Source organism: Nocardia sp. NPDC055321, from assembly GCF_053645575.1.
Map to the genome: position 1 here is coordinate 70,533 of NZ_JBSHMS010000004.1, position 21,439 is coordinate 91,971.

Annotated in this window: 18 protein-coding genes; 12 read left to right on the forward strand and 6 right to left on the reverse strand. The window is 70.4% G+C overall.

Annotated features, from left to right (window positions below):
• Nucleotides 1-18: 18 nt before the first annotated feature.
• Complete coding sequence (locus tag ACWIGI_RS07425; protein WP_454201520.1) at nucleotides 19-504, reverse strand: DUF2505 domain-containing protein; 486 nt, start codon at nucleotides 502-504, stop codon at nucleotides 19-21.
• Nucleotides 505-596: 92 nt separating this feature from the next.
• On the opposite strand from ACWIGI_RS07425, the gene ACWIGI_RS07430 reads away from it, so the two are divergent.
• The 3 genes from ACWIGI_RS07430 (at nucleotide 597) to ACWIGI_RS07440 (ending at nucleotide 4,875) form a co-directional block, all read left to right on the forward strand.
• Nucleotides 597-1,640: a UDP-N-acetylmuramate dehydrogenase gene (locus ACWIGI_RS07430; protein WP_454201827.1), complete on the forward strand. Its 1,044-nt coding sequence runs from the start codon at nucleotides 597-599 to the stop codon at nucleotides 1,638-1,640.
• 135 nt (nucleotides 1,641-1,775) lie between these two features.
• Complete coding sequence (locus tag ACWIGI_RS07435; protein WP_454201828.1) at nucleotides 1,776-2,939, forward strand: L,D-transpeptidase; 1,164 nt, start codon at nucleotides 1,776-1,778, stop codon at nucleotides 2,937-2,939.
• Between the two features lie 436 nt (nucleotides 2,940-3,375).
• Nucleotides 3,376-4,875 carry a phthiocerol/phthiodiolone dimycocerosyl transferase family protein gene (locus ACWIGI_RS07440; protein WP_454201521.1) on the forward strand — a complete coding sequence of 500 codons (1,500 nt, stop codon included), beginning with the start codon at nucleotides 3,376-3,378 and terminating at the stop codon, nucleotides 4,873-4,875.
• A 220-nt stretch (nucleotides 4,876-5,095) separates the two neighbouring features.
• Here the strand turns inward: ACWIGI_RS07440 and ACWIGI_RS07445 are convergent, their stop codons facing one another.
• From ACWIGI_RS07445 to ACWIGI_RS07460, 4 genes are all read right to left on the reverse strand, one after another.
• Nucleotides 5,096-6,619 (reverse strand): class I adenylate-forming enzyme family protein, encoded by a 1,524-nt coding sequence (locus ACWIGI_RS07445; RefSeq protein ID WP_454201522.1) that lies wholly within the window; start codon nucleotides 6,617-6,619, stop codon nucleotides 5,096-5,098.
• Between the two features lie 218 nt (nucleotides 6,620-6,837).
• Nucleotides 6,838-7,590: a glycosyltransferase family 2 protein gene (locus ACWIGI_RS07450; RefSeq protein WP_454201523.1), complete on the reverse strand. Its 753-nt coding sequence runs from the start codon at nucleotides 7,588-7,590 to the stop codon at nucleotides 6,838-6,840.
• Nucleotides 7,591-7,611: 21 nt separating this feature from the next.
• Nucleotides 7,612-8,487 (reverse strand): hypothetical protein, encoded by an 876-nt coding sequence (locus tag ACWIGI_RS07455; protein ID WP_454201524.1) that lies wholly within the window; start codon nucleotides 8,485-8,487, stop codon nucleotides 7,612-7,614.
• A complete protein-coding gene (locus ACWIGI_RS07460; RefSeq protein WP_454201525.1) occupies nucleotides 8,484-9,542 on the reverse strand; it encodes a 3-oxoacyl-ACP synthase III family protein in 1,059 nt (352 codons plus the stop codon). The genes ACWIGI_RS07455 and ACWIGI_RS07460 overlap by 4 nt, the downstream gene beginning before the upstream one ends.
• Nucleotides 9,543-9,734: 192 nt before the next feature.
• Here ACWIGI_RS07460 and ACWIGI_RS07465 point away from each other — a divergent pair, with 192 nt between their 5' ends.
• Entirely contained in the window at nucleotides 9,735-10,958 is a 1,224-nt protein-coding gene (locus ACWIGI_RS07465; protein ID WP_454201526.1) for a cytochrome P450, read from the forward strand.
• An 8-nt stretch (nucleotides 10,959-10,966) separates the two neighbouring features.
• Here the strand turns inward: ACWIGI_RS07465 and ACWIGI_RS07470 are convergent, their stop codons facing one another.
• A complete protein-coding gene (locus tag ACWIGI_RS07470; RefSeq protein WP_454201527.1) occupies nucleotides 10,967-11,701 on the reverse strand; it encodes an SDR family NAD(P)-dependent oxidoreductase in 735 nt (244 codons plus the stop codon).
• 121 nt (nucleotides 11,702-11,822) lie between these two features.
• Here ACWIGI_RS07470 and ACWIGI_RS07475 point away from each other — a divergent pair, with 121 nt between their 5' ends.
• From ACWIGI_RS07475 to ACWIGI_RS07510, 8 genes are all read left to right on the forward strand, one after another.
• Entirely contained in the window at nucleotides 11,823-12,647 is an 825-nt protein-coding gene (locus tag ACWIGI_RS07475; RefSeq protein ID WP_454201528.1) for an alpha/beta fold hydrolase, read from the forward strand.
• Nucleotides 12,648-12,817: 170 nt separating this feature from the next.
• Nucleotides 12,818-14,230, forward strand: a complete 1,413-nt coding sequence (gene mshA, locus ACWIGI_RS07480) for a D-inositol-3-phosphate glycosyltransferase (RefSeq protein ID WP_454201529.1) — start codon at nucleotides 12,818-12,820, stop codon at nucleotides 14,228-14,230.
• Entirely contained in the window at nucleotides 14,227-14,763 is a 537-nt protein-coding gene (locus ACWIGI_RS07485; RefSeq protein WP_454201530.1) for a YbjN domain-containing protein, read from the forward strand. Before mshA ends, ACWIGI_RS07485 begins: the two co-directional genes overlap by 4 nt.
• A 74-nt stretch (nucleotides 14,764-14,837) precedes the next feature.
• Nucleotides 14,838-15,722: an ROK family protein gene (locus ACWIGI_RS07490; RefSeq protein ID WP_454201531.1), complete on the forward strand. Its 885-nt coding sequence runs from the start codon at nucleotides 14,838-14,840 to the stop codon at nucleotides 15,720-15,722.
• Between the two features lie 102 nt (nucleotides 15,723-15,824).
• Nucleotides 15,825-16,004, forward strand: coding sequence for a hypothetical protein (locus ACWIGI_RS07495; protein ID WP_454201532.1), 180 nt, complete (start codon nucleotides 15,825-15,827; stop codon nucleotides 16,002-16,004).
• 55 nt (nucleotides 16,005-16,059) lie between these two features.
• Complete coding sequence (locus ACWIGI_RS07500; RefSeq protein ID WP_354989830.1) at nucleotides 16,060-16,797, forward strand: phosphoglyceromutase; 738 nt, start codon at nucleotides 16,060-16,062, stop codon at nucleotides 16,795-16,797.
• 295 nt (nucleotides 16,798-17,092) lie between these two features.
• Nucleotides 17,093-19,147, forward strand: a complete 2,055-nt coding sequence (locus tag ACWIGI_RS07505; RefSeq protein WP_454201533.1) for a CocE/NonD family hydrolase — start codon at nucleotides 17,093-17,095, stop codon at nucleotides 19,145-19,147.
• 161 nt (nucleotides 19,148-19,308) lie between these two features.
• The gene (locus ACWIGI_RS07510; protein ID WP_454201534.1) at nucleotides 19,309-21,393 is read left to right on the forward strand and encodes a CocE/NonD family hydrolase; all 2,085 of its coding nucleotides are present in this window, start codon (nucleotides 19,309-19,311) and stop codon (nucleotides 21,391-21,393) included.
• The last annotated feature ends 46 nt before the right edge of the window (nucleotides 21,394-21,439 follow it).

Consider the following 21,439-nt stretch of genomic DNA (forward strand, 5'->3'; position numbering starts at 1 on the left):
ACTGCGGGATGTGCCCCGTCAGTGTGAACTCAGCCAATTGGCAGTGAACTCGGCTTCGCGTTCGAGCAGTTCGGTCAGGTGCTGCTGCACGGCGGCCTCGATCTTCTTGCCGAAGAGCGGGATCTTGACCTCGATGCTGGCGTCCACGACGAAGACCGAGCCGGTGCCGTCGTCGGTGACCGACAGGGTGCCCTGCACGGTCGCGGGCGCGCCCTCGACGCGGGCCTCGACGGTACCGCCGCTGCCGTCCCAGGTCTCGGTGCGCGGGATGATCAGGTCGCCGGGGCGGACCGCGGTGATCTGGGTGGGGAGCTCCTCGGCGGGGATGGCCTGCACCATGTCCACGCGCACGTGATCGCCGTTGATCGAGATGGCGTCGATGCGGGCGTTCGGGCCGCCGACGTTCTCGATGCGGTCCTTCCAGTACTGCTCGCTGGAGAAGGCAGCGCGCACGGCGGCGGTGGAATGCGGGGAGTGCGCAGTGAAGGCCAGAGGTGTCGCCATGGTCGGACAGGCTACCGTCTGTGCCTGTGCGTACTTCTGGGGTGGTGTCCTTCGACGACCTGCGGGACCGGCTCGCCGAGACCGGCGCGGTGCTGCGCGACGCGGTTCCGCTGGCGGAGCTGACGACCCTGCGGGTGGGCGGGCCCGCGGTGCTGGCCGACTGCGCGAGCACCGAGTCGCTGGTGGCGACCGTGCGCGCGCTGGACGCGGCCGGAATTCCGGTGCTGCTCATCGCGGGCGGGTCGAATCTGCTCATCGCCGATTCCGGGTTCGCCGGGGTGGCGGTGCGGATCGCGACCACCGGGGTGCGGATCGGCGCGGATTCGGTGATCGCGGAGGCGGGCGCGAACTGGGACGCGGTGGTGGCGGCGACGGTCGAGGCCGGGTTCGGCGGGCTCGAATGCCTGTCCGGTATCCCGGGTTCGGCGGGTGCGACGCCGGTGCAGAACGTCGGCGCGTACGGGGTCGAGGTGGCGTCGCTGCTGCGCCGGGTGCGGCTGCTGGATCGGGCGAGCGGGGAGATTCGCTGGGTGGAGCCCGGTGCGCTGGGGTTCGGGTACCGCACCTCGGTGCTCAAGCACAGTGACGCGGCGATGGTGCTGGAGGTCGAATTCGCCTTGCGCGCCGACGGTTCCAGTGCGCCGCTGGGGTATCGCGAGCTGGCGGCCGCGCTGGGGGCGGCCGAGGGCGAGTCGCGGCCGGCCGCGCTGGTGCGGGCGGAGGTGCTGCGGTTGCGCGCGGGCAAGGGCATGGTGCTCGATCCGGCCGATCACGACACCTGGAGTGCGGGCTCGTTCTTCACCAATCCGGTCATTCCGGACAGTCGGGTCGAGGAGGTGCATGCGGCGATCGCCACACATGTCGGTGCCGATGTGGCGGTGCCCACCTGGGCCGTTGCCGGCGGGGTGAAGTTCTCCGCCGGGTGGCTGATCGAACGCGCCGGATTCGCCAAGGGCTTCCCGGGAGCGGACGCGCCCGCGCGACTGTCCACCAAACACACTCTCGCCCTGACCAATCGGGGCGCGGCGACCGCCGCCGACATCGCCGCGTTGGCGCGCGAAGTTCGCGAGGGAGTTGCTGAGCGTTTCCGGGTGCACCTGGAGCCGGAGCCCGTGACGGTGGGTCTGACCCTGTAGGCGTGGTCGGCGCCACCGTGGCCGTGGCCGGGGGACCGGATTTGCGGGGGTAACGTCGGAACGGTGAACAGTCGAGGACGAGTGCCCGCGCGACGGGCTATTACGGTGCTGGCGGCGCTGCTCGCGATCATCGCCATGGTGGCCGGATGTTCATCGGACAAGGGCGGCGGCGGCAAGGACGAGCCCGCCGCACCCGCGGCCAAGGTGTCGATCGAACCCGACGACGGTGCGACCGATATCAGCCCGACCGCGCCGATCTCGGTCTCGGTGACCGGCGGCCGCATCGACCAGGTGGCGCTGAGCAACCCGAACGGCAAGCAGGTCAGCGGTGAATTGAGTTCGGACGGAACCAAATACACCATCACCGAACCACTCGGCTACGGCATCACCTACACCTGGTCCGGCACCGCGGTCGGCACCGACGGCAAACCGGTGCCGATCGAATCGAAGTTCACCACCCTCGAACCCAAGAACGAGGTCCCGGCGACGATCAACATCGGCGACGGGCAGGAGGTCGGCATCGCGGCGCCGATCATCCTCCAGTTCACCGGGCACGTCACCGACAAGGCGGCCGTGCAGAAGGCGCTGACCGTCACCACCAACCCCGTGACCGAGGGGTCGTGGGCGTGGCTGCCCGACTCCGACGTGGGCTCGCGGGTGCACTGGCGGCCGCGCGAGTACTGGCAGCCCGGCACCACCGTGAAGGTCGCGGCCAAGCTCTACGGGCTGGACTTCGGCGGCGGCAACTACGGCGTCACCGACCTGACCTCGGACTTCACCATCGGCCGCGCGCAGATCGTGCGCGCCAACGCCCCGAGCCACCGCATGGAGGTGGTTCGCGACGGGCAGATCGTGTTCGACTTCGCGGTCAGCTACGGCGAGGGCAACGAGGATCGCAACGTCACCCGCTCCGGCGTGCACGTGGTGACCGAGAAGTACGAGGACTTCATGATGTCCAACCCGCCGTACTACACGAACGTGCGCGAACGCTGGGCCGTGCGGATCTCCAACAACGGCGAGTTCATCCACGCGAACCCCGAATCGCTGTCCGCGCAGGGCAATACGAACGTCACCAACGGCTGCATCAACCTCAGCCCCGCCGACGCCCAGTCCTACTTCCCGACCGCCCTCTACGGCGACCCGGTGGAGGTGACCGGCACCCGGATCGACCTCTCCGCCGCCGACGGCGACATCTACGACTGGGCCCTGGACTGGACCACCTGGCAGGGCATGTCCGCCCTGCCGGACGGCTCCGGCTCCGCCGCGGCGTCCGGCGCCCCGTCCGCGGGCGGTCGCTGACCCCGTAGCCCTGCGGCTCCGCCGCCGGCAGCGCAGACCGAACGGCGGCGCGGGCACCACGCTCGCGCCGCCGTTCCGCGTATGGGTAGCCGCTCGGATCGATGCTCATCCTCGCGCCGCGGCGGCTCCGCACGGCTATGAAAGCTGCTCGGCGTTGTCATGGCTGTTGTGCTGCCCTCCGGGATGGTTTGCAGGCGGCACGAGTTCTCGGTGCAGCCGCAAGGTCTGCCCTGAGCCGGCGTGGTTCAGCGATAGGTGCATCCGCCGGAGTGAAGTGGGGACCGGTGCGAGGAATCGGGGCGGGACCGGCGGGCTCCGACCGGGCTCGGGTGGCTGTGGTGGGCCCGCGCGGTGAGAGGAGCCGGCTCGTTCCGGATGCGGGGGCGGGGGCGGGGGACTATTCTGCGCCGAACTGGTTCGGCGGAAGAGGCTCGGCGTGGTTGCTAGCGCATCGGCAACGGCGGCAACGGACTTCGTGCGCGCGCTCGGGCCCTCGGAGCGGTGGTTCTGGATCATCGACCGGATCTCCCCGGCCAACTGTGTCGCACGGGTGCGGGTGCACGGGCGGCTCGCCGCCGGGGAACTGGCCGGGGCGGCGGCCGCGCTGGTCGCGGAGTACCCGCTGCTGCGGGTGGGGGTGCGGGACGCGGGGCACGGCGATCCACGGCTGTTCCCGCTCGCCGAGCCGGAGATTCCGGTCCGGCAGGTGGAGGTGGAGGGCGGTGGCGCGACCGCTTCACCGACCGATACGGCGAGAAGTGTGACCGTGCGCGCCGGGCTCGTCGCAACCGGTGTGATGCGAAGGGCGGGAACGCGAGTCGATACCGGCGCCGTATCCGACGCGGGGTTCGCTGCCCGGAGCAGAGCGGGGGGCGAGCCGTCGGACACGGTGTGGCGGCGGGAGGTCGACGTCGAGCTCGCGACGTCGTTCGTGACCGACCGGGGGCTCGCCCGGATCGTCGACATCGTGCACGGGGCGGGCTCGGCGGACGAGTATCACGATGTGGTGCTGGTGGTTTCGCACGTCATCATGGACGGGCGGTCGCTGCTCACCCTGTTGCGCAAGCTGATTCGATACACCGAGGCCGACCGTGGCGGCCGGGTCGGGCGGGTGGCCACGCCGGTCGCGGACGACCTGATTCCCGTTGGTTCCAGGGGGTTTTGGCGGTACTGCTACACCACGCTGTCGGATCAGGTGGCGGCGGTCGCGCTGCGGCCGCGGAAGCTGGTGGCGCCGGTCGCGGTCGGGATGGGGGAGCGGCGGACGCGGGCGGTGTACCGCACGATCGACGCGGCGGGGCTGGCGGCGTTGACCGCGGACTGCCGGCGGGCGGGGGTCACCGTGCACGGGGTGCTGGCGGCCGCTGTGGCGCGGGTGGTGGGGGAGACGGTGCGGCCGGGGGCGAAGGGGGTCGCGGGCATCGGGTCGCCGGTGGACTTCCGGGAGCTGCTCGAACCCGCGCCCGACGCGGAGGAACTGGGGATCTACGCGCCGGTGCTGGCGCATTTCGTGCGGTTCGGGCCGGGAGAATCGCTGTGGGCGGCGGCGCGCGCGGTGAATCGGCAACTGGAACGGGGAATTCGACGGCGCAAGCACCTGTCGGTGGTGGCGGGCATGCGGTTCGGGACCCCGCGCACCGTGGCGACGGGCCGGCGCGTGGTCGAGATGGTGGACCGGCGCGCGCCGTGGAACGTGTCGGTGACCAACGTCGGGCGGGCCGACTTCCCGGAGAGGGTCGGGGACCGGCGCATCTCCGACGTGACACTGGCGGGCTCGAACTCGTGCGTCAGCGCGCTCACCGTGTCGATCATCAGCACACACGGTCACATGCGGCTCGGATTCTGTTACGTCACGGGCATTCTCGACGCCGCCTCCGCGGAAGCCTTCGCCGATCGGGTCGTGGCGGAGCTGACCGGCCGCGCGGCGCCGGTTTAGCGCGGCACTGTTCATCTCGCCCCAACCGGTAGTGCGGTCGCGGCCTCGCTGCCCCCGTGGGTCGCCCCCCGTGGGCCGCCCGTGGGTCGCCCCCGCGGGCTTCCTGCCGACAGCCGGGCTCTCGGGGGCCGCTCGACATGCCTGCCCACCTGCGGGCCGGTTCGTTCCCGTCGGCGCGGGGTGTGCAGGCCGATGCCACGCGGATCCGCCGGACAGCAGATCAGTCGAGCAGGTCTGCCAGGCGGGTGCGCAGGGCAGCGCGGTCCGGCTTGCTGGTGCGGCCGCTGACGGGGATCTCGTCGACCACCACGATGTCGTCGGGGAGGGCGGAGGTGTCCATGAGGGCGGGCAATTCGCGGCGGAGGCGGGCCACCAGATCGGTCGCGCCGGGATCGGGGACGACCGCCAGCACGATCCGCTCGTCGCCGACCTCGTCGGGCACCCCGACCATGATCGCCTGGCGGACGCCCTCGACGGTCGCGATGGCGGGCTCGTAGAGTCCGGGGTAGATGTTGGTCTTGCCGCGGATCATCATGTCCTTCTTGCGGCCCATGAGCACCAGCGTGTCGCCGTCGAGACGGGCGAGGTCGCCGGTCGGTATCTCGCGCAGCGGGGGTTCGCCCAGGTAGCCGCGGCAGAGATTGGGGCCGGACAGCACGAGTTCGCCGTCCGCGGCGATGCGGGCGGTCACCCCGCGCACCGGCGCGCCGAGCGGATCACCGGCGCCGTCGAAATCGAGTTTGGCAGTGCCCGTGGTGATCGCGACGGGCAGGATCTCGGTCATGCCGTAGATCGCGAGAAACTCGCAGTCCGGCAGGGACTTCCGCGCCCGGCGCAGCAGCGCGGTGGTGACCGGCGCGCCGCCCAGCGAGATCTCGCGCAGGGCGCGGGGTGCGGCGAGCGCGCCGCCCTCGATCTCGGTGAGCACGACCGCGAGATCGGCGGGGGTGAAGAACGCGTGCGTCGCGCCGTCGAACCCGCGCGCGAAACCCACGGGCTCGATGTGGGTTCCGAAGCGCGGATAGCGCGGCATCGACCAGCGCGCACCCGCCAGCAGGGCGGGCAGGCCCATCATCAACTGCTCGGTGTGCAGATGCGCGCCCGGGCCCAGGCTGCTGCGCCCGGCCATGGCCGCCAGGCCCGCGCCGAGCGAACCCCGCGTGTGCACAACGGCTTTCGGGGCCGCGGTGGTACCGGAGGTGAAGACGATCAGCGCCTCGGCGCCCGGATCGGCGGCGTCGAGGGCGGCGGGCGCGCCGGATCCCAGCAGCCGCCGCAGCGGAAGCGACCGGGCGGGCGTCCCCGGCAGCCGCGGCCCGCTGTGAATGTGCCGGACCGGCAGCGCGCCGAACGCGGGCAGCGACAGCCCGCGCGCCCGCCCCAGCCGGTGCAGCGGCCCGCTCAGCAGGTACAGCAGCGATTCCGTTGCCGCCCAGGCGGGTTCGACCAGGGCGATCCGCCGGGCGAACAGCTCGGGCCCGACACCCGGGTCGACGAACACGATGGTTCCCCCCGCGGCCATGGTCCCGAAGATCAGCACGACCGCGTCCACGCACGGCCGGATGGAGAACAACATCCGGTCCCCGCGCCGGAAACCGTTGTCCCGCAGCCGCCGCGCCACCCCGGCGGTCCGGTCCTCCAGCTCCGCGAAGGTCAGCGGCCGCGCGCCGACCATCCCCAGCGCGGGGGAATCGGGACGCAGCCGCACCTGGTCCGCGAGCAGCGCCAAGAAGTCGGCCGGCATGTCATCGTCCGTGCGCCCGCCCGCGCCCGGGTCGGAAACGGCCGCTTCATCTCGCCGCCGCGCGCCGCAGCGAGAGCTGTCGCGTGTGGTGCTGTTCGCGGTGGCGGGCACGTCGTCCTGCGCTGTGCCCGTCGCATCGTCGGACCCGGCGCCGCCCGCCCGGTCCTGCCGGGCACCGAGCGACTCGCCCCGCCCGGTATGGGGCGCGTCCTCCCGGCTCACCGAATATCCACCAGCTCCGGCTTGTACCGGTGATCGGCGTACCAGGCCAGCGTCCTGCGCACGCCCCAGGCGCGGACGCGGCGGTTGGAGGCGAACACCCGCACGTCGCGGCGCAGGCCGTAGTCGGTGGTGAGCATGCGGACCGCGTTCACCAGGGCGCGATCCTCGTGCAGATCCTCGATGGCGGTGCGCGGGAACCCGCCCGCCGCCTCGTACAACTCCGCGGTGATGGCCATGTTGCAGCCGGGCGTCATGACGTACGGCCCCAGGTAGCGCGGATCCTGATTGCCGGGCCGGAACTTGCCGAAGGTGGACGCCACCTCCAGCACCACCCGGATGATGGTGCGGTCGATCCAGCGCACGTCCTCGTCCGTGCGCGGGACCAGCTGCCCGCTGACCAGCTGCAGCCCCGAGTCGAACCCGGCGTTGACCCGCTCGATCCAGTCGCGGGCGGGCAGGCAGTCGGCGTCGGTGCGCGCCAGCCGCAGGGCGCCGGCCGCGATCGCGTAGCGCATCCCGGTGTCCGAGGCCGCGCCCGTGCCCTTCTGCGGCTCGTCGATGAGGTGAATCCGCATCTCCGGATGCGCGGCCACGAAGCCGCGCACCACCCCGGCGGTGCCGTCGGTGGAGTTGTTGTCCACCACGACCAGGGTGAAGTCCCCGTCGCGCTGGGCGGCGAGCGCTTCCAGCGTGGCGGTGATGCCGCGTTCCTCGTTGTAGGCGGGCACTATCACCCACAGTTTGGTCACGGGGACCTCCTCCCGGGGACGCTAGGCGGGCAGCCGGTAGGCGATGGCCGCCGCGGACGGTCCCGCGCCCGCTGCCACGAACAACGCTACGTCACGCCCGGCCAACAGGCCGTCCGCGCGTGCGCTCAGGTAGGCCGCGGGCAGGGCCGAGGTGTGGGCGTCGCCCTGGGTGTCGCCCGCGTGCACGGCGGCGAGCCCGAGCCGTTCGGCGAGCAGCTCCGGGAACTCGGCCGTGGGCCGATTGCTGATCAGCAGGACCCGCGCGGGGTCCACGCCGGCCACCTCCAGCGCTTCGGTCGCGGCCGAGACCGCGTGGTGCAGTAGATCTTCCACCGAGTTCACGGTGCGGTCGACGGTGATGGTGCCGCGCCCGGTCGTGCCCATGTCCGGGAGTCGCACGTAGCCGACGGGCTCCGGACGCGCGTCGGTGGCGCTGATGTGCAGCTGCCCGAATCCGCCTGTACCCGTAGCCTTCTCCAGCACCATGGCCGCGCCGACGGGCTTGATCGGGAAGCCGGGCTGCGGGGCGGGCGACTTCGCGGGATGCGCGTCCCCGGACACCACCAGCACCCGGTGCACGGTCGGCGACGCCAGCAGCGCCTGGCTCACCTGGACGGCGTTGAGGACGCCGGTCGCCCCGTTCATGAGGTCGAAGGACAGGCAGGGCACGTCGCCGCGCTGGTATTCCAGCCCGATGCCCGCCTGCTGCTGGATGAGCGCGGACATGGCCGGTTCCACCATGTTCGAGTCGCGGTAGACGCCGGTGTTGATCAGCGCGTCGATCGATTCGGGGGTCGCCCCCGCCTCGGCCACCGCCCGGCGCGCCGCCGACGCGGCCTGTTCGATGGAGCTGCCGCCGCCGATTTCCACTGCGACCGAAGAGATTACGATGTTCATGCGCCGCGCACCTGCAGTTCGCCGAGGGTGACCGAGAGGAATCCGGCGACGACGCCGGAGGCAGCGGGGACCATCAGCACCTTGGCCCCGGGTGCTATCCGCTGCTGTTTCAGCGCGTCGTGCAGCACCACGAAATGCGATGTGGACGCGGTGTTTCCGTAGCGATCGAGCACGGCGAGCCCGGGCGGGACGGCGGCGTCGAATTCCCGTTCGGCGATCTTGTTGATCAATTCGACCGCGGGACCGCTGAATTGGTGGTGAATCACGTGGTCGTAGCCCTCGGATTCGAACGTGCTGTTCCGCTCGTCGAGGAAATCGCGCTGCCGATTGGTCCACAGCAGATAGCGGGACTCGTTGTGCATGGCGCGATTATCGGTATAGAGGGCGATGCCCGCGCTGCGGTTGCTCGGCATGCCGAGGCACAGTTGCGCGAAAGCGGCGCTGGTGTTGAGTTCGATGTAGTCGATGCCCTCGTCCGCGGTGCCGCGATCGTCGAGCACCACGGCGGCCGCGCCATCCCCGACGGTGAGCGAGGCGAATTGCGGATCGTATTTCTCCGACATCTCCCGCACCGCTGTATCGGAGATCGGGGTGATGAATTCGCCGGAGACCACGAGTCCGCGCTTGACCATGCCGGTGCGAATCATGCGCTCCAGCACCAGAACCCCGGTCATCATGCCGGCGCAGGCGTTGGAGACGTCGAAGTGGATGGCCCCGGTGGCGCCGAGTTCGTTGCGCAGCAGCAGGGCGAAGGAGGGCTCCACCCAGAAGTCGTCCCCGTGGATGCGGGTGATGGAGCAGGAGATGATCACGTCCAAATCGCCTGCGGCGTAACCGGAGTTGGCCAGCGCCTCCCGGGCGGCGGCCAGGGCGACGGTGTAGGAGTCCTCGCGCTGCCCGTCCTGATCGACGCCGCACCTGCGCCGGTGTCGGACCCCGCTGACTTTTTCCAGGTCGATGGGAGATTCGACCGATAGCTGCGCGAGCAACTCCGCGGTCGATACCTCCTGCGCGGGGACGTAGGAGCCCACCGCCTCGATTCGTGCTCTCACCATGCGATCCACTCCAAACAGCCACAGATGCGGGGGACGCTAGCAGCGCGCACATTTCCATTATGAAGAATCTCTGATTCACATATTGTGAGGTGGGCTACATTGCCGTGCAACCCCGCATACGCGTAGGCAGGCTGAACGAGCGCCCGTGCCGGGGGAGGCCGGGAGACGTCACCGGCGAGAGTCTGGAGTGCCATGTTGAAGACAGCCACCCGCCACGAACTCACCCTGCTGGCCGCCGGACAACCGTGGCTGCCCGCGCTGTTGCTCGCGGGCAGGCTGGTCAAGCCGATGCGCAAGGTGCCCGGGCTCGGCTGGTTCGTCGCCGACCCGCTGATCGCGCGGCAGATCTACAACGACTCCGCGCACTTCAGCATCGTGTCCGAGGGCGCGGCCGGGCACTGGTGGGCGCAGGTCGTCGGGGAGTGGGTCGAGGACCTGTTCGAAGGCCCCGGGCACACCGCCCTGCGCAACAAGGTGCGCGATCTGTTCACCGCCGCGCACACCGACGCCCTGGTGGCAGACACCATCGGGCCCGCGCTGAAACAGATCTCGATCGACCTGGCCGCCGGCCGCACCGTCGACATCGCCGAACGCTCGCGCGTGCTGGTCGGGCGCAGCGTCTCCGATCTGGTCGGCATGGAACCCGGCGATATCGCGGCGATCTTCGCCGATTCCGCGGACCCGCGGGCGTTCGACGACCCCGACGAGCCGTTCCGCGTGCTGTTCACCCACGTCGAGGAACTGGTGAACCTGGCCATGGGCACCATGGCCTCCACCACGCTGGACCCGGTGGCCGTGGCCCGCGCCCGGACCCTGGCGGGCAAGCTCGCGACCTCGGTGCCCGCCGCCTACGAACGCGCCGACGGCGCCACCACCCTGGGCCGCTGCCGCGACCTCGGCCTCGAACTCGAACACGCCTCCGGCCTGGCCATTCTCATGGCCGTCGCGGGCACCGACACCCTGGCCAGCGCCATGACCCGGATGGTCGCGCTACTGCACGACAGCGGCGAACAGCGGGCGCTGCTGGCCGCGCCCGAGCGCACGCCGGACGCGGTGCGCGAAACACTGCGCGTCACCAGCCCGGCGTACCTGGTCGGCCGGTCGGTGACCGCGGACGTGGAGGTCGCCGGGCGGCAGTTGCGGGCCGGCGAGCACGTGAAGATCCTGACCTGGTCCATCAACAACGCCGTGGGGGACTTCCGGGTCGCGCGGGACTACGTGCCCGAGACCCGGCAGCTGTGGTTCGGCGGCGGCCGCCACCTGTGCCTCGGCGCCCAGCTGGTCCATTCGGAACTGGGCGCGCTGCTGGAGGCGATCACGGCCGACGGCCGCCCGTGGGAGATCGTCGAGCGCAAATACAAGCGCAACGTCTTCATCCCGACCTACTCGACGCTGAAAATCCGTCTGGTGGGGTAGACGAAAAGTCAAGAGCGCCGGGCGAATCGGCCCGGGTCGGCCTGATCGCGCGGCTTGACGACGATCGTGTCGAGATTGACGTGCGGCGGGCGCGAGGCCACGAAGCCCACGATCTCGGCGATGTCCTGGGCGACCAGCGGGTCGATGCCGTCGTACACCTTGGCCGCGCGCTCGGCGTCGCCGTTGAAACGCACCAGCGAGAACTCGGTTTCGACCGCGCCCGGGGCGATCTCGGTGAGCCGCACCGGCTGCCCGAGCAGCTCCCCGCGCAGCGTGCGGTGCAGCACCGCCTGCGCGTGCTTGGCCGTGGTGTAGCCCGAGCCGTTGTCGTAGGCGTGGAAGGCCGCGACCGAGGTGATGGTGACGATCAGGCCGTCACCGGAGGCGATCAGCTTGGGCAGCAGGGCCTTGGTGACCCGCAGCGTGCCCAGGACGTTGGTCTCCCACATCCACCGCCAGTCGTCCAGGTCGGCGTCGGCCACCGTCGCCAAACCCTTTGCGCCACCGGCGTTGTTGACCAGCACCTCGGCCGAGTCGACGGCGGCGGCGAACGCGTTCACCGACTCCTCGTCGGTCACGTCCAGCGCCAGCGCGGTGCCGCCGATCTCCGCCGCCAGCCGCTCCAGGCGGTCGACCCGCCGCGCGCCCACGATGACGTGGTAGCCCTGCTTGGCGAGTTCGCGGGCGGTGGCCTCCCCGATTCCCGAACTGGCTCCGGTCACGACAGCGGTGCGAGTGGTCATGGCCAGAGCTTAGGCACGGTATGTCGGCCGCGGCGCGCCGAGGTGCGGCGGGCGAGTGGTCACCCGCCACGAATCATCCCGAGCGGAAGTCGGCGTGTCTCTGCGGGTTAGCCTGGCCGGTATGGCCATTCTGGAAGCAGTCAGCGCGGACGGGACCACCATCGTCTACCGGGTGCACGGGCCGGAATCGGCGCGCCCGCTGGTGCTGCTGCACGGCTGGGCCGGGAACCTGAACTGCTGGGGAACCGCCGGTGACCTGCTCGCCGAGCGTTTCCGGGTGATCGCGGTCGATCTGCGCGGGCACGGCTACTCCGACGCGCCCGCGGACGGCTACGACGATCCGAAGAACTGGGCCGCCGACGTCGCGGCGGTCCTCGCGGCCGAGGGTGTCACCGCCGGCGCGCTGCTGCTGGGCTGGTCCTACGGCGGCATCGTGCTCACCGACTACCTCGCCGCGCACGGCACCGGCGCGGTCGCGGGCGTGATCTACACCGGTGCGCAGGCGAGTATCGGCCGGGGCATCGCGGGCGCGGACCCGGGGCCCGTCATGGTCAAGGCCATCCCCGACGTGTTCGCCGACACCGCGGCCCGGGCGATGCGCGGATTCGCCGCGTTCGGCAACGCCAACACCGGACGGGGCACCGACAGGGGGCTCGACGCCCAGCGGCTCTTCGGCGGGAGCATCGCCACCCCGCCGCGCGTGCGCAAGGCGCTGTTCTACCGGACCGTCGACAACACCGAGACACTGCGGACCCTCGACGTCCCGGTCCTGGTGCTGCACGGGACCGCGGATCCGGTGGTGCCGATCGAGAGTGGTCGCCATATCGCCGGCACCGTGCCCGACGCCCGCACCTCGTACTGGGAGGACTCGCTGCACGGGCTGTTCATCGAGGACCCCGCCCGGTTCGTGGCCGAGGTCACCGGCTTCGCGGACACGCTGCGCTGAACCGCCGCCCGGGTCGATCGCGGCGTGGAATCCCCGTCGCGCGGCCCGGACCTGGCGCTTTGGAACGGCAGCGGTTCGGAAAGCGGCGTATACTGCGAAACGCGTTGTGAGCCAGGTCACTTGGTTAGGTAACCCACGTAGGTGCGGTAGCGGGACACGTGCACACTGGAGTGGTGAGTCAACGCACCGAGCTACGGCCCCATCGCATCGCCGTCCTCTCGGTTCACACTTCCCCACTCGCGCAGCCGGGCACCGGTGACGCCGGCGGCATGAACGTCTACGTCCTGCAGACCGCCATCGAGCTGGCCAAGCGCGGCACCCAGGTCGAGATCTTCACCCGCGCCACCTCCTCCAAGGACGAGCCCATCGTCGAGGCCGCGCCCGGGGTGCTGGTGCGCAACGTGGTCGCCGGCCCGTTCGAGGGCTTGGACAAACACGATCTGCCCACGCAGCTGTGCCCGTTCTCGGCCGAGGTGCTGCGGACCGAGGCCCGCAACCTGCCCGGCCACTACGACCTCATCCACTCGCACTACTGGCTCTCCGGCCAGGTCGGGTGGCTCGCCCGGGACCGCTGGCGCACGCCCATGGTGCACACCGCGCACACTCTGGCCGCGGTGAAGAACGCCTACCTGGCCGAGGGGGACACCCCGGAACCGGCCGCCCGCGTCATCGGCGAGAAGCAGATCGTGGCCGAGGCCGACCGCCTGGTCGCCAACACCGGCGAGGAAGCCCGCCAGCTCGTCGAGCTGTACGGCGCGGACCCCGACCGCATCGACGTCGTGCTGCCCGGCGCGGATCTGTCCCGGTACAACCCGGGTGACAAGGCCGCGGCCCGCGCCGAACTCGGCCTGCCCGCGGGCGATCGCATCGTGGCCTTCATCGGCCGCATCCAGCCGCTCAAGGCGCCCGACGTCCTGGTCCGCGCGGCGGCGCGGATGCTCGCCGACGAGGCCGCGCGCGGCGAGAGCCACGAGCGCCCGCTGCGCGTGCTGATCGTCGGCGGACCGTCCGGATCCGGTCTCGAGAAGCCGGGCGCGCTCATCGAACTCGCTGCCGCACTGGGCATTTCCGATCGCGTCACCTTCCTGCCGCCGCAACCGCCGCACCGGCTGGTGCAGGTGTACCGGGCCGCGGACCTGGTGGCCGTACCCAGCTACAACGAATCGTTCGGACTGGTCGCCATCGAGGCGCAGGCCAGTGGCACGCCGGTGCTGGCCGCCGACGTGGGCGGGCTCGGAACCGCTGTGCGCGACGGTGTCTCGGGTCTGCTGGTCCCCAACCATCACACTCCGGACTGGGCCGACGCGCTGCGCTCACTGCTGCGCGATCCCGCCCGCCTGGACCGGATGGGCGCGGCCGCGGTCGACCACGCGGCGAACTTCTCGTGGGCGCACACCGCGGACGGCCTGCTGGCCAGCTACAGCGCGGCCCTGTCCCAGTCCCGGACCGGGCGGGTGCGCAGCGGTAGCGTGCACGGTGACAGCTATCAAGCCAGATCGAGGGCGCTGCTGGTCGGTGGTCCGCGGGCGACGCGCCCGGACGAGCCGGCCTGGCGGCGCCGGATGGGAGCCCTACGCCGATGAGCGAGCACACCGGCGCTGCCGCGAACGACGCGGGATCGATCGAGGTGACCACTGCGCTCATAGCCGACACGCTACGAGACCGCGAGATCGAGTTCTCGCGGGAATCGGACGGCACGTTCGTCGTCATCCTGCCCGGTGAGCGCAAACTCAAGACGGCGATCGGCGTCAAGGTCGGCAAGCACGGCGTTCGGATGGAATCGTTCGTGTGCCGCAAGCCGGACGAGAACTTCGAGGGCGTCTACAAGTTCCTGCTGCGCCGCAATCGCCGCCTCTACGGCGTGGCCTACACCCTGGACAACGTCGGCGACATCTACCTGGTCGGGCGGCTGGCGACACACGCGGTCACCCCCGACGAACTCGACCGCTGGCTGGGCCAGATCCTCGAGGCCGTCGACGCGGACTTCAACACCATCCTCGAACTCGGCTTCGCGGAATCCATTCGGCGGGAATGGAAATGGCGCGTCTCGCGCGGGGAGTCGCTGAAGAACCTGCGCGCCTTCGAGCACCTGGTGGACGCGGCCGACAAGCCGTAGGCCGGCACTCGCGCCTGGCACAATCGCCGCGGGCGGCCGTGGTGCGGCGCCGGGCTGCGGAAGGGGTAACGGCGATGGTGGCAGTGGCGCTGGATATCGGCGCGACGAAATTCGCGGCGGGGACCGTTGATTCGGACGGCGCGGTGACGGGTGCGCGGCGGATCACCGTGCCCGCGCGCGGGGTGTGGGACGCCTGCCGGGAACTGCTGGTGGCGGTCGCGGCGGGGGCGGAGGTCACGGCCGTGGGCATCGGGTCGGCGGGGCCGGTCGACGTGCGCACCGGGATCACCGGGCCGATCAACATTCCGGAGTGGGCCGGCGGGTTCGACGTGGTGTCCGCGGTCGGAGAGTTGTTCCCGGGGGCCATGATTCGTTTCACCATCGACGGGGACTGTCTCGCGCTGGCGGAGCAGCGCTGGGGCGCGGCGCGCGGGGTGCGGGACTTCCTGGCGCTGACCGTCTCCTCCGGGATCGGCGGCGGCATCGTCGCCGACGGGCGAGTCGTCGTGGGCCGCACCGGGAACGCCGGGCACCTCGGCCACATCGTCGTACCGGGCAACGACGAGCCCTGCGCCTGTGGCGGATTCGGCTGTGTGGAAGCGGTGGCGAGCGGGCCGTCGTCGGTGCGCTGGGCGCGGCGGCAGGGCTGGACGGGGGCGAGCGGGGTCGAACTCGCCGACGCCGCCCGGGCCGGGAACCCGCTCGCGCTGGCCGCCCTGCACCGGGCGGGTACCGCGCTCGGCACGGCGGTGGCCTCGGCCGCCGCGCTGCTCGACACCGACCTGGTGGTGATCGGCGGTGGTTTCGCGCAATCGGGCGAGGCGCTGTGGGAGCCGCTGCGGGCCACGGTCGCCGTGCACGCGCGCCTGCGGTTCCTCGACGAGTTGCGGGTCGTGCCTTCCGAATTGACCGATCAGGCGACCCTCGCGGGGGCCGGGCTGCTCGCGCTCGGGGGATAGCGCCCCGGCGGCGTCGCACGGCGCGTCGGGCTGCCGTTGCGGTCGGGCGTGTCGGGGAATCTCTTCCTCGAAAGCCGGTCGCGCGCCCACTACGGTGGCGGTGTGGGGACAACCGAATTCGCGCCGGGTGATGTCATCTATGTGCCGCAGGGGCCGTTCAGCGGAGTCTGCGGGGTGGTCCGGGAAGTGAACGTGGCGCGCTCCGAACTCCGGGTCGAGGTCGCGTTCAGCGAGCACAGGCACGGGTTGACCGTGCGGTTCGACGAGGTGGAGTGGGCCTAGACCACCGGCGAGGGTGACTCACCGCGGGGGATGCGGCACATGGGAGGATGACCCCATGACGTACACCCTCGTGCTGCTGCGCCACGGCGAGAGCGAATGGAATGCCCTCAACCTGTTCACCGGCTGGGTGGACGTCCGGCTCACGGACAAGGGTGTCGCCGAAGGCAAGCGTGCCGGTGAATTGCTGGCCGAGGCCGGGATTCTGCCCGATATCGTCTACACCTCGCTGCTGCGCCGCGCCATCAGCACCGCGAACAACGCGCTCGACGCGTGCGATCGCCATTGGATTCCGGTCGTGCGCGATTGGCGGCTGAACGAGCGCCACTACGGCGCGCTGCAGGGCAAGGACAAGGCGCAGGTCAAGGAGAAGTACGGCGACGAGCAGTTCATGCTGTGGCGCCGCAGCTACGACACCCCGCCGCCGGTCATCGAGGCCGACAACGAATACAGCCAGAACGACGACCCGCGGTACGCCGGCATCGACGTGCCGCAGACCGAGTGCCTCAAGGACGTCGTCGCCCGCATGGTGCCGTACTGGGAGGACACCATCGCCCAGGACGTGACCGCCGGCAAGACGGTTCTCATTGCCGCGCACGGCAATTCGCTGCGCGCGCTGGTGAAGCACCTGGAGGGCATCTCGGACGACGACATCGCCGGGCTGAACATCCCCACCGGCATTCCGCTCAAGTACGAGCTCGACGAGAACCTGCGCCCGCTGGGCCCGGGCGTGTACCTGGATCCGGAGGCCGCGGCCGCCGGCGCCGCCGCCGTCGCGAACCAGGGCGCTAAGTAAGCCGTAGTTCACGCGAACGCGCTGTGACCGAGAAATTCGGGCACGGCGCGTTTTTGTGTTTCCGGGTGGTCCGGCGGGTTGAATAGCGCTGTGAGCGGCGGATCTACCAGCGGCTATCAGGGATTTGTGATACAGATCTCGTTACGGCTCCCTAGGCTATTCGCGCTGACCTGCGAAGCAATTTGCCGCAATATTGCCCATTAAAAATGAATACCTGTAACCGTACTTTGCAACTTACTTCTCGGTAGTTAAGCTTCCGGTCGTTCGACCAGATGCGAGAGGTAGATCACGTTCGATGAAGCACGCGCTACGGGCCACTGTGGCGGCTGCCGCGGCAGCTCTACTCGTTCCCTTGACCGGCATCACAGCCGATGCCAGCCCGCGGTCCGACGGCCCCGACGGCGGCGCCGCCGGCACGGCCTGGACGGCGGCGCACGATGGGGCGCAGCAGTTCCCGAATGTCGCCATCGAATGGGACGTCCCCATCACGATGAGCGACGGCACCGTCCTCAAGGGCAACGTGTACCGCCCCGCGGACGCGTCCGGCCGGGCCGTCGACGTCCCGACGCCGACCGTCGTCAACATGACGCCGTACACCAAGCTGGTCTCGAACGTCGCCGACAGCGCCTTCGCGATCCCGGGCCTCGGCGACGCACTGGTCAACCTCTTCCGGTCGATCAACCTGACCGGAACCCCCATCACCGGCTTCGGTGAACTGCTCAACTCCGTCGGCAACGGCCAGCTGCGCAACTTCAGCGTGGACCGCTCGCTCATCAAGTCCGGGTACACGCAGATCGTCGTCGATGTGCGCGGCACCGGCTTCTCGCAGGGCGCGTGGGACATGCTGCGCCAGCGCGAACAGCAGGACACCGTCGAGGTCATCGACTGGGCCGCCGCGCAGCCCTGGTCCACGGGCGACGTCGGCATGAGCGGGCTGTCCTACTCGGCCATCAACCAGGTGCAGGCGGCGGAGAAGCGGCCCGCGGCGCTGAAGGCCATCTTCCCGGTGGTGCCCGGCAGCGACCTCGTCAACGACGTGCTCGCGCCCGGCGGCGGCTTCGGCTTCAACTTCATCCCGCTGTGGCTCAGCGCCATCAACGGGCTCAAGTGGCTGCCGGACCTGGCCGCCATCGCCCAGGGCAAGTTCGACTACAAGTGGCTGCAGGACCGCGCCGCGGACCCGTACACCTACCTCGACGTGCTCATGTCGGCGTACACCACCACCGAGATGGCCAACCTCGATCCGCGGGTGCGGGACATGCTCAACGATCTCTCGGTCGCCCGCGAGGGCTGGCTGGGCGATCCGTCGCAGATCGAGGCCGCGACCTTCGTCGTCGGCGGCTGGCACGACCTGTTCACCTACTCCGAAACCAAGATCTACAACGACCTGCCGCTCGCCCCGGGCACGCAGAAGCAGTTGCTCATGGGCAACGGCTACCACGCCACCTCGGGCGCCGAAGCCGGCCGGCCCGGCCTGCCGCCGCGCCTGGACGTGCTCCAGCGCGCCTGGTTCGACAGGCACCTCAAGGGCATCGACAACGGCATCGACTCCTACGGCCCGGTCACGCTGCGCCAGCAGGGCGGCGGCTGGATCACCCAGAACGGATTCGGTTCCTCCGCACCGGTTTCCGAGGCGGCCCGCTACCGGCGCATGTACCTCTCGGCGCAGGCCAGCGGCACCTCCAACGGGCTGTACGACGGCTCGCTGACCGCCGAGGCCAACGGCGACGTCGCGCGCCTGAGCGTCGCCCCGGGGCTCAGCACCCTGTGCTCCAACGACGCCGCGCAGGCCACCGCGGGAGTGCTCTCGCTGATCGACATGTGCGCCAAGGACTCTCGCATCTCCGAGACCAACGCCCTGACCTTCACCAGCGCCCCGGTGCTGGAGGCCACCACCGTCTCGGGTCCGATCGCGGTGCGGCTCAACACCGTTCAGGACGCCGAGGACGGGTACTGGACCGTCACGGTCAACGACGTCGCGCCGGACGGCACCTCCACGGTGCTGACCTCGGGGCAGGTCATGGCCTCGCTGCGCGAGGTCGACGACGCCAACAGCGCCCGGTCCGAGAACGGCGACTACACCGATCCGCGCCTGTTCACCTCGCTCGACAAGCAGCTGCCGGTCGTGCCGGGTGAGGCGACCACCCTCGATATTCCGCTCAGCGGCACCGAAGCCGTGCTGCAGCCGGGACATCGCCTGCGGGTGGACGTGTTCGCGGGCAACTTCCCCAAGGGGCTGCCCATCCTCCCGATGCTCCTGGACACCGGACTGCGGCCGCAGCACGTGCAGCTCGACCCGAATCGTCCGAGCTTCGTGAACATCCCGGTGCGCGGCAACACCGGTTGGTGATCGCCGCTCGGGAATGAGCTCCCCGGTTGTGCACAACGGCGTGCACAACCGGGGTCTTTTCTTTTGTGCACCCTGACAGACTTCGGCCGAACTGGCCCAGACAGCCGGTGCGCGACCTAGTGTCACGATCACTCGTCGGACGAAGAAGTGGTTGGGGCACAGTGCGATTCCGATTCAGATCCCTGGTGGCGAAGGCCGTGGTCGTGGCGACCGCGGTCACGGCCACCGCGCAATTCCTCACGCCGGCCGCGGCTCTCACGCCGGTCGGACCGGACGGTGGCGCGGCGGGCGCGCAATGGGCTGCGACGCACGATGATCCACAGGTTTACCCACAGGTGAATATCGAATGGGACGTGCCGATCACCATGGGTGACGGCACCGTGCTGAAGGCGAACGTCTACCGGCCCGCCGACGCCTCCGGGCGGCCGATCGACACCCCGACGCCCACCATCGTGAACATGACGCCGTACACGAAACTCGGCTCCATGATCGCGGATTCGGCGCTGTCGGTGCCGGGGCTGTCGGACGCCCTGGTGCGGGTCTTCCGGGACCTGGACCTGACCGGGACGCCGCTCTCCGGCATCACCGACCTGACCAGGGCGCTGGGCGGTGGACTGCTGCGCACCTTCACCGTGGACCGGCAGCTCATCAGGTCCGGGTACACCCAGGTCGTGGTGGATGTGCGGGGAACCGGCTTCTCCCAGGGCATCTGGGATCTGCTCGGCGCGCGCGAACAGCAGGACACCCTCGAGGTGATCGACTGGGCGGCGCGGCAGCACTGGTCCACCGGCGACGTGGGCATGGCGGGCATCTCCTATTCGGGGCTCAACCAGTTGCAGGCGGCGGCGAAGAATCCGCCGGCGCTGAAGGCCATCTTCCCGGTCGTGCCCAGCCGCAACCCCTTTCGCGATCTCGTCGCGCCCGGCGGGGCCATCGGCGTGACGTTCATGCCCATGTGGCTGGCGGCGGTGAACGGCGGCAAGCTGGTGCCCGACGTCGCCTCGCTGGTACAGGGGCGCTTCGACATGAACTGGCTGGCAAGCCGCATGCGGGATCCGTTCACGTTCGTGGACGCGTTCCTCGAGGTGTTCCTGCAGCCGGACATCAACGCGTTGGGTCCGAAGGTGCGCCAACTGCTCGACTCGGACAGTCCCGCGCGGCTGTCCTGGGAGACCGCGCCCGAGCGCATCACCGTGCCGGCCTTCATCACCGGCGGCTGGCACGACGTGTTCGTCGCCTCGCAGGCCGACGTGTACCGCCGAATCCCGTTGCCCGCCGGGCAGAAACAGATGCTCGTCGGCGACGGATACCACATCTCGAACGGCAACGAATCCGGGCGGCCGGGGCTGCCGCCGCGCATGGACGTGCTCCAGCGCGCGTGGTTCGACCGGTGGCTCAAGGGAATCGACAACGGCATCGACGGATTCGGGCCGGTCACCATGAAGCAGCAGGGCGGTGGGTGGATCACCGCGCCGGGCTTCGGGGAACCCGCCGCGGATTCGGCCGCCGACTCCACTGTCCCCGAGTCGAGCTCGGAGTACCGGCGCATGTACCTGGCCGCCGCGCCGAGCGGCACCGGCGGGCACAGCGTGCACGACGGGTCACTGCTCACCGAGCCGACCGGCCCCGACCTGCTCACCGTCGCACCGGGATTGACCGGACTGTGCTCGCGGGACGCGGCGCAGGAGACCATCGGCATCATCTCGATCATCGACGCCTGCGGGAAGGATTCGCGGATCCACGAGTCCAACGGGCTCACCTTCACCAGCGCGCCGGTGGCCGAATCCACCGTGATCTCCGGTCCGATCGCGGTGCGCCTCAACACCGTTCACGACGCCGCCGACGGCTACTGGTCCGTCACCGTCAACGACGTCGCACCCGACGGCCGCTCGGTCACGTTGTCCACCGGTCAGCTGGTCGCCTCGCTGCGCACCATCGACGAGGCACTCAGCACCCGCCTGCCGAACGGCGACTACATCGACCCGGTACCCGACCTGTCCCTCGACACCCGACAGCGCACCGAACCGGGAGTGCCGGTGCCCCTGGACATCTCGGTCGCGGGCATCGACGCGGTCCTGCAACCGGGTCACCGCCTGCGCGTCGACGTCTACGCGGGCAACTTCCCCAAGGGCCTGCCCATCACCGCCATGATGGTCGACTCCGGCCTGCGCCCCCAGCACCTGCTGCTGGACCCGGCCGCGCCGAGCTTCGTGAACATCCCGGTCCGGGGCAACCCCGGCTGGTGATCGGCGTCGGTGGCCACGGTGCGCCGCGCCGGACGACGCGCCCCCG

What these genes read in the sequence shown, in the direction of transcription:
- ACWIGI_RS07455 (WP_454201524.1), bottom strand. Translation starts at nt 8,487, where the DNA reads ATGAACATCGTAATCTCTTCGGTCGCAGTGGAAATCGGCGGCGGCAGC.
- ACWIGI_RS07505 (WP_454201533.1), top strand. Translation starts at nt 17,093, where the DNA reads ATGAAGCACGCGCTACGGGCCACTGTGGCGGCTGCCGCGGCAGCTCTA.
- ACWIGI_RS07445 (WP_454201522.1), bottom strand. Translation starts at nt 6,619, where the DNA reads ATGCCGGCCGACTTCTTGGCGCTGCTCGCGGACCAGGTGCGGCTGCGT.
- ACWIGI_RS07465 (WP_454201526.1), top strand. Translation starts at nt 9,735, where the DNA reads ATGTTGAAGACAGCCACCCGCCACGAACTCACCCTGCTGGCCGCCGGA.
- ACWIGI_RS07485 (WP_454201530.1), top strand. Translation starts at nt 14,227, where the DNA reads ATGAGCGAGCACACCGGCGCTGCCGCGAACGACGCGGGATCGATCGAG.
- ACWIGI_RS07435 (WP_454201828.1), top strand. Translation starts at nt 1,776, where the DNA reads ATGGTGGCCGGATGTTCATCGGACAAGGGCGGCGGCGGCAAGGACGAG.
- ACWIGI_RS07475 (WP_454201528.1), top strand. Translation starts at nt 11,823, where the DNA reads ATGGCCATTCTGGAAGCAGTCAGCGCGGACGGGACCACCATCGTCTAC.
- ACWIGI_RS07500 (WP_354989830.1), top strand. Translation starts at nt 16,060, where the DNA reads ATGACGTACACCCTCGTGCTGCTGCGCCACGGCGAGAGCGAATGGAAT.
- ACWIGI_RS07470 (WP_454201527.1), bottom strand. Translation starts at nt 11,701, where the DNA reads ATGACCACTCGCACCGCTGTCGTGACCGGAGCCAGTTCGGGAATCGGG.
- ACWIGI_RS07460 (WP_454201525.1), bottom strand. Translation starts at nt 9,542, where the DNA reads ATGGTGAGAGCACGAATCGAGGCGGTGGGCTCCTACGTCCCCGCGCAG.
- ACWIGI_RS07425 (WP_454201520.1), bottom strand. Translation starts at nt 504, where the DNA reads ATGGCGACACCTCTGGCCTTCACTGCGCACTCCCCGCATTCCACCGCC.
- ACWIGI_RS07490 (WP_454201531.1), top strand. Translation starts at nt 14,838, where the DNA reads ATGGTGGCAGTGGCGCTGGATATCGGCGCGACGAAATTCGCGGCGGGG.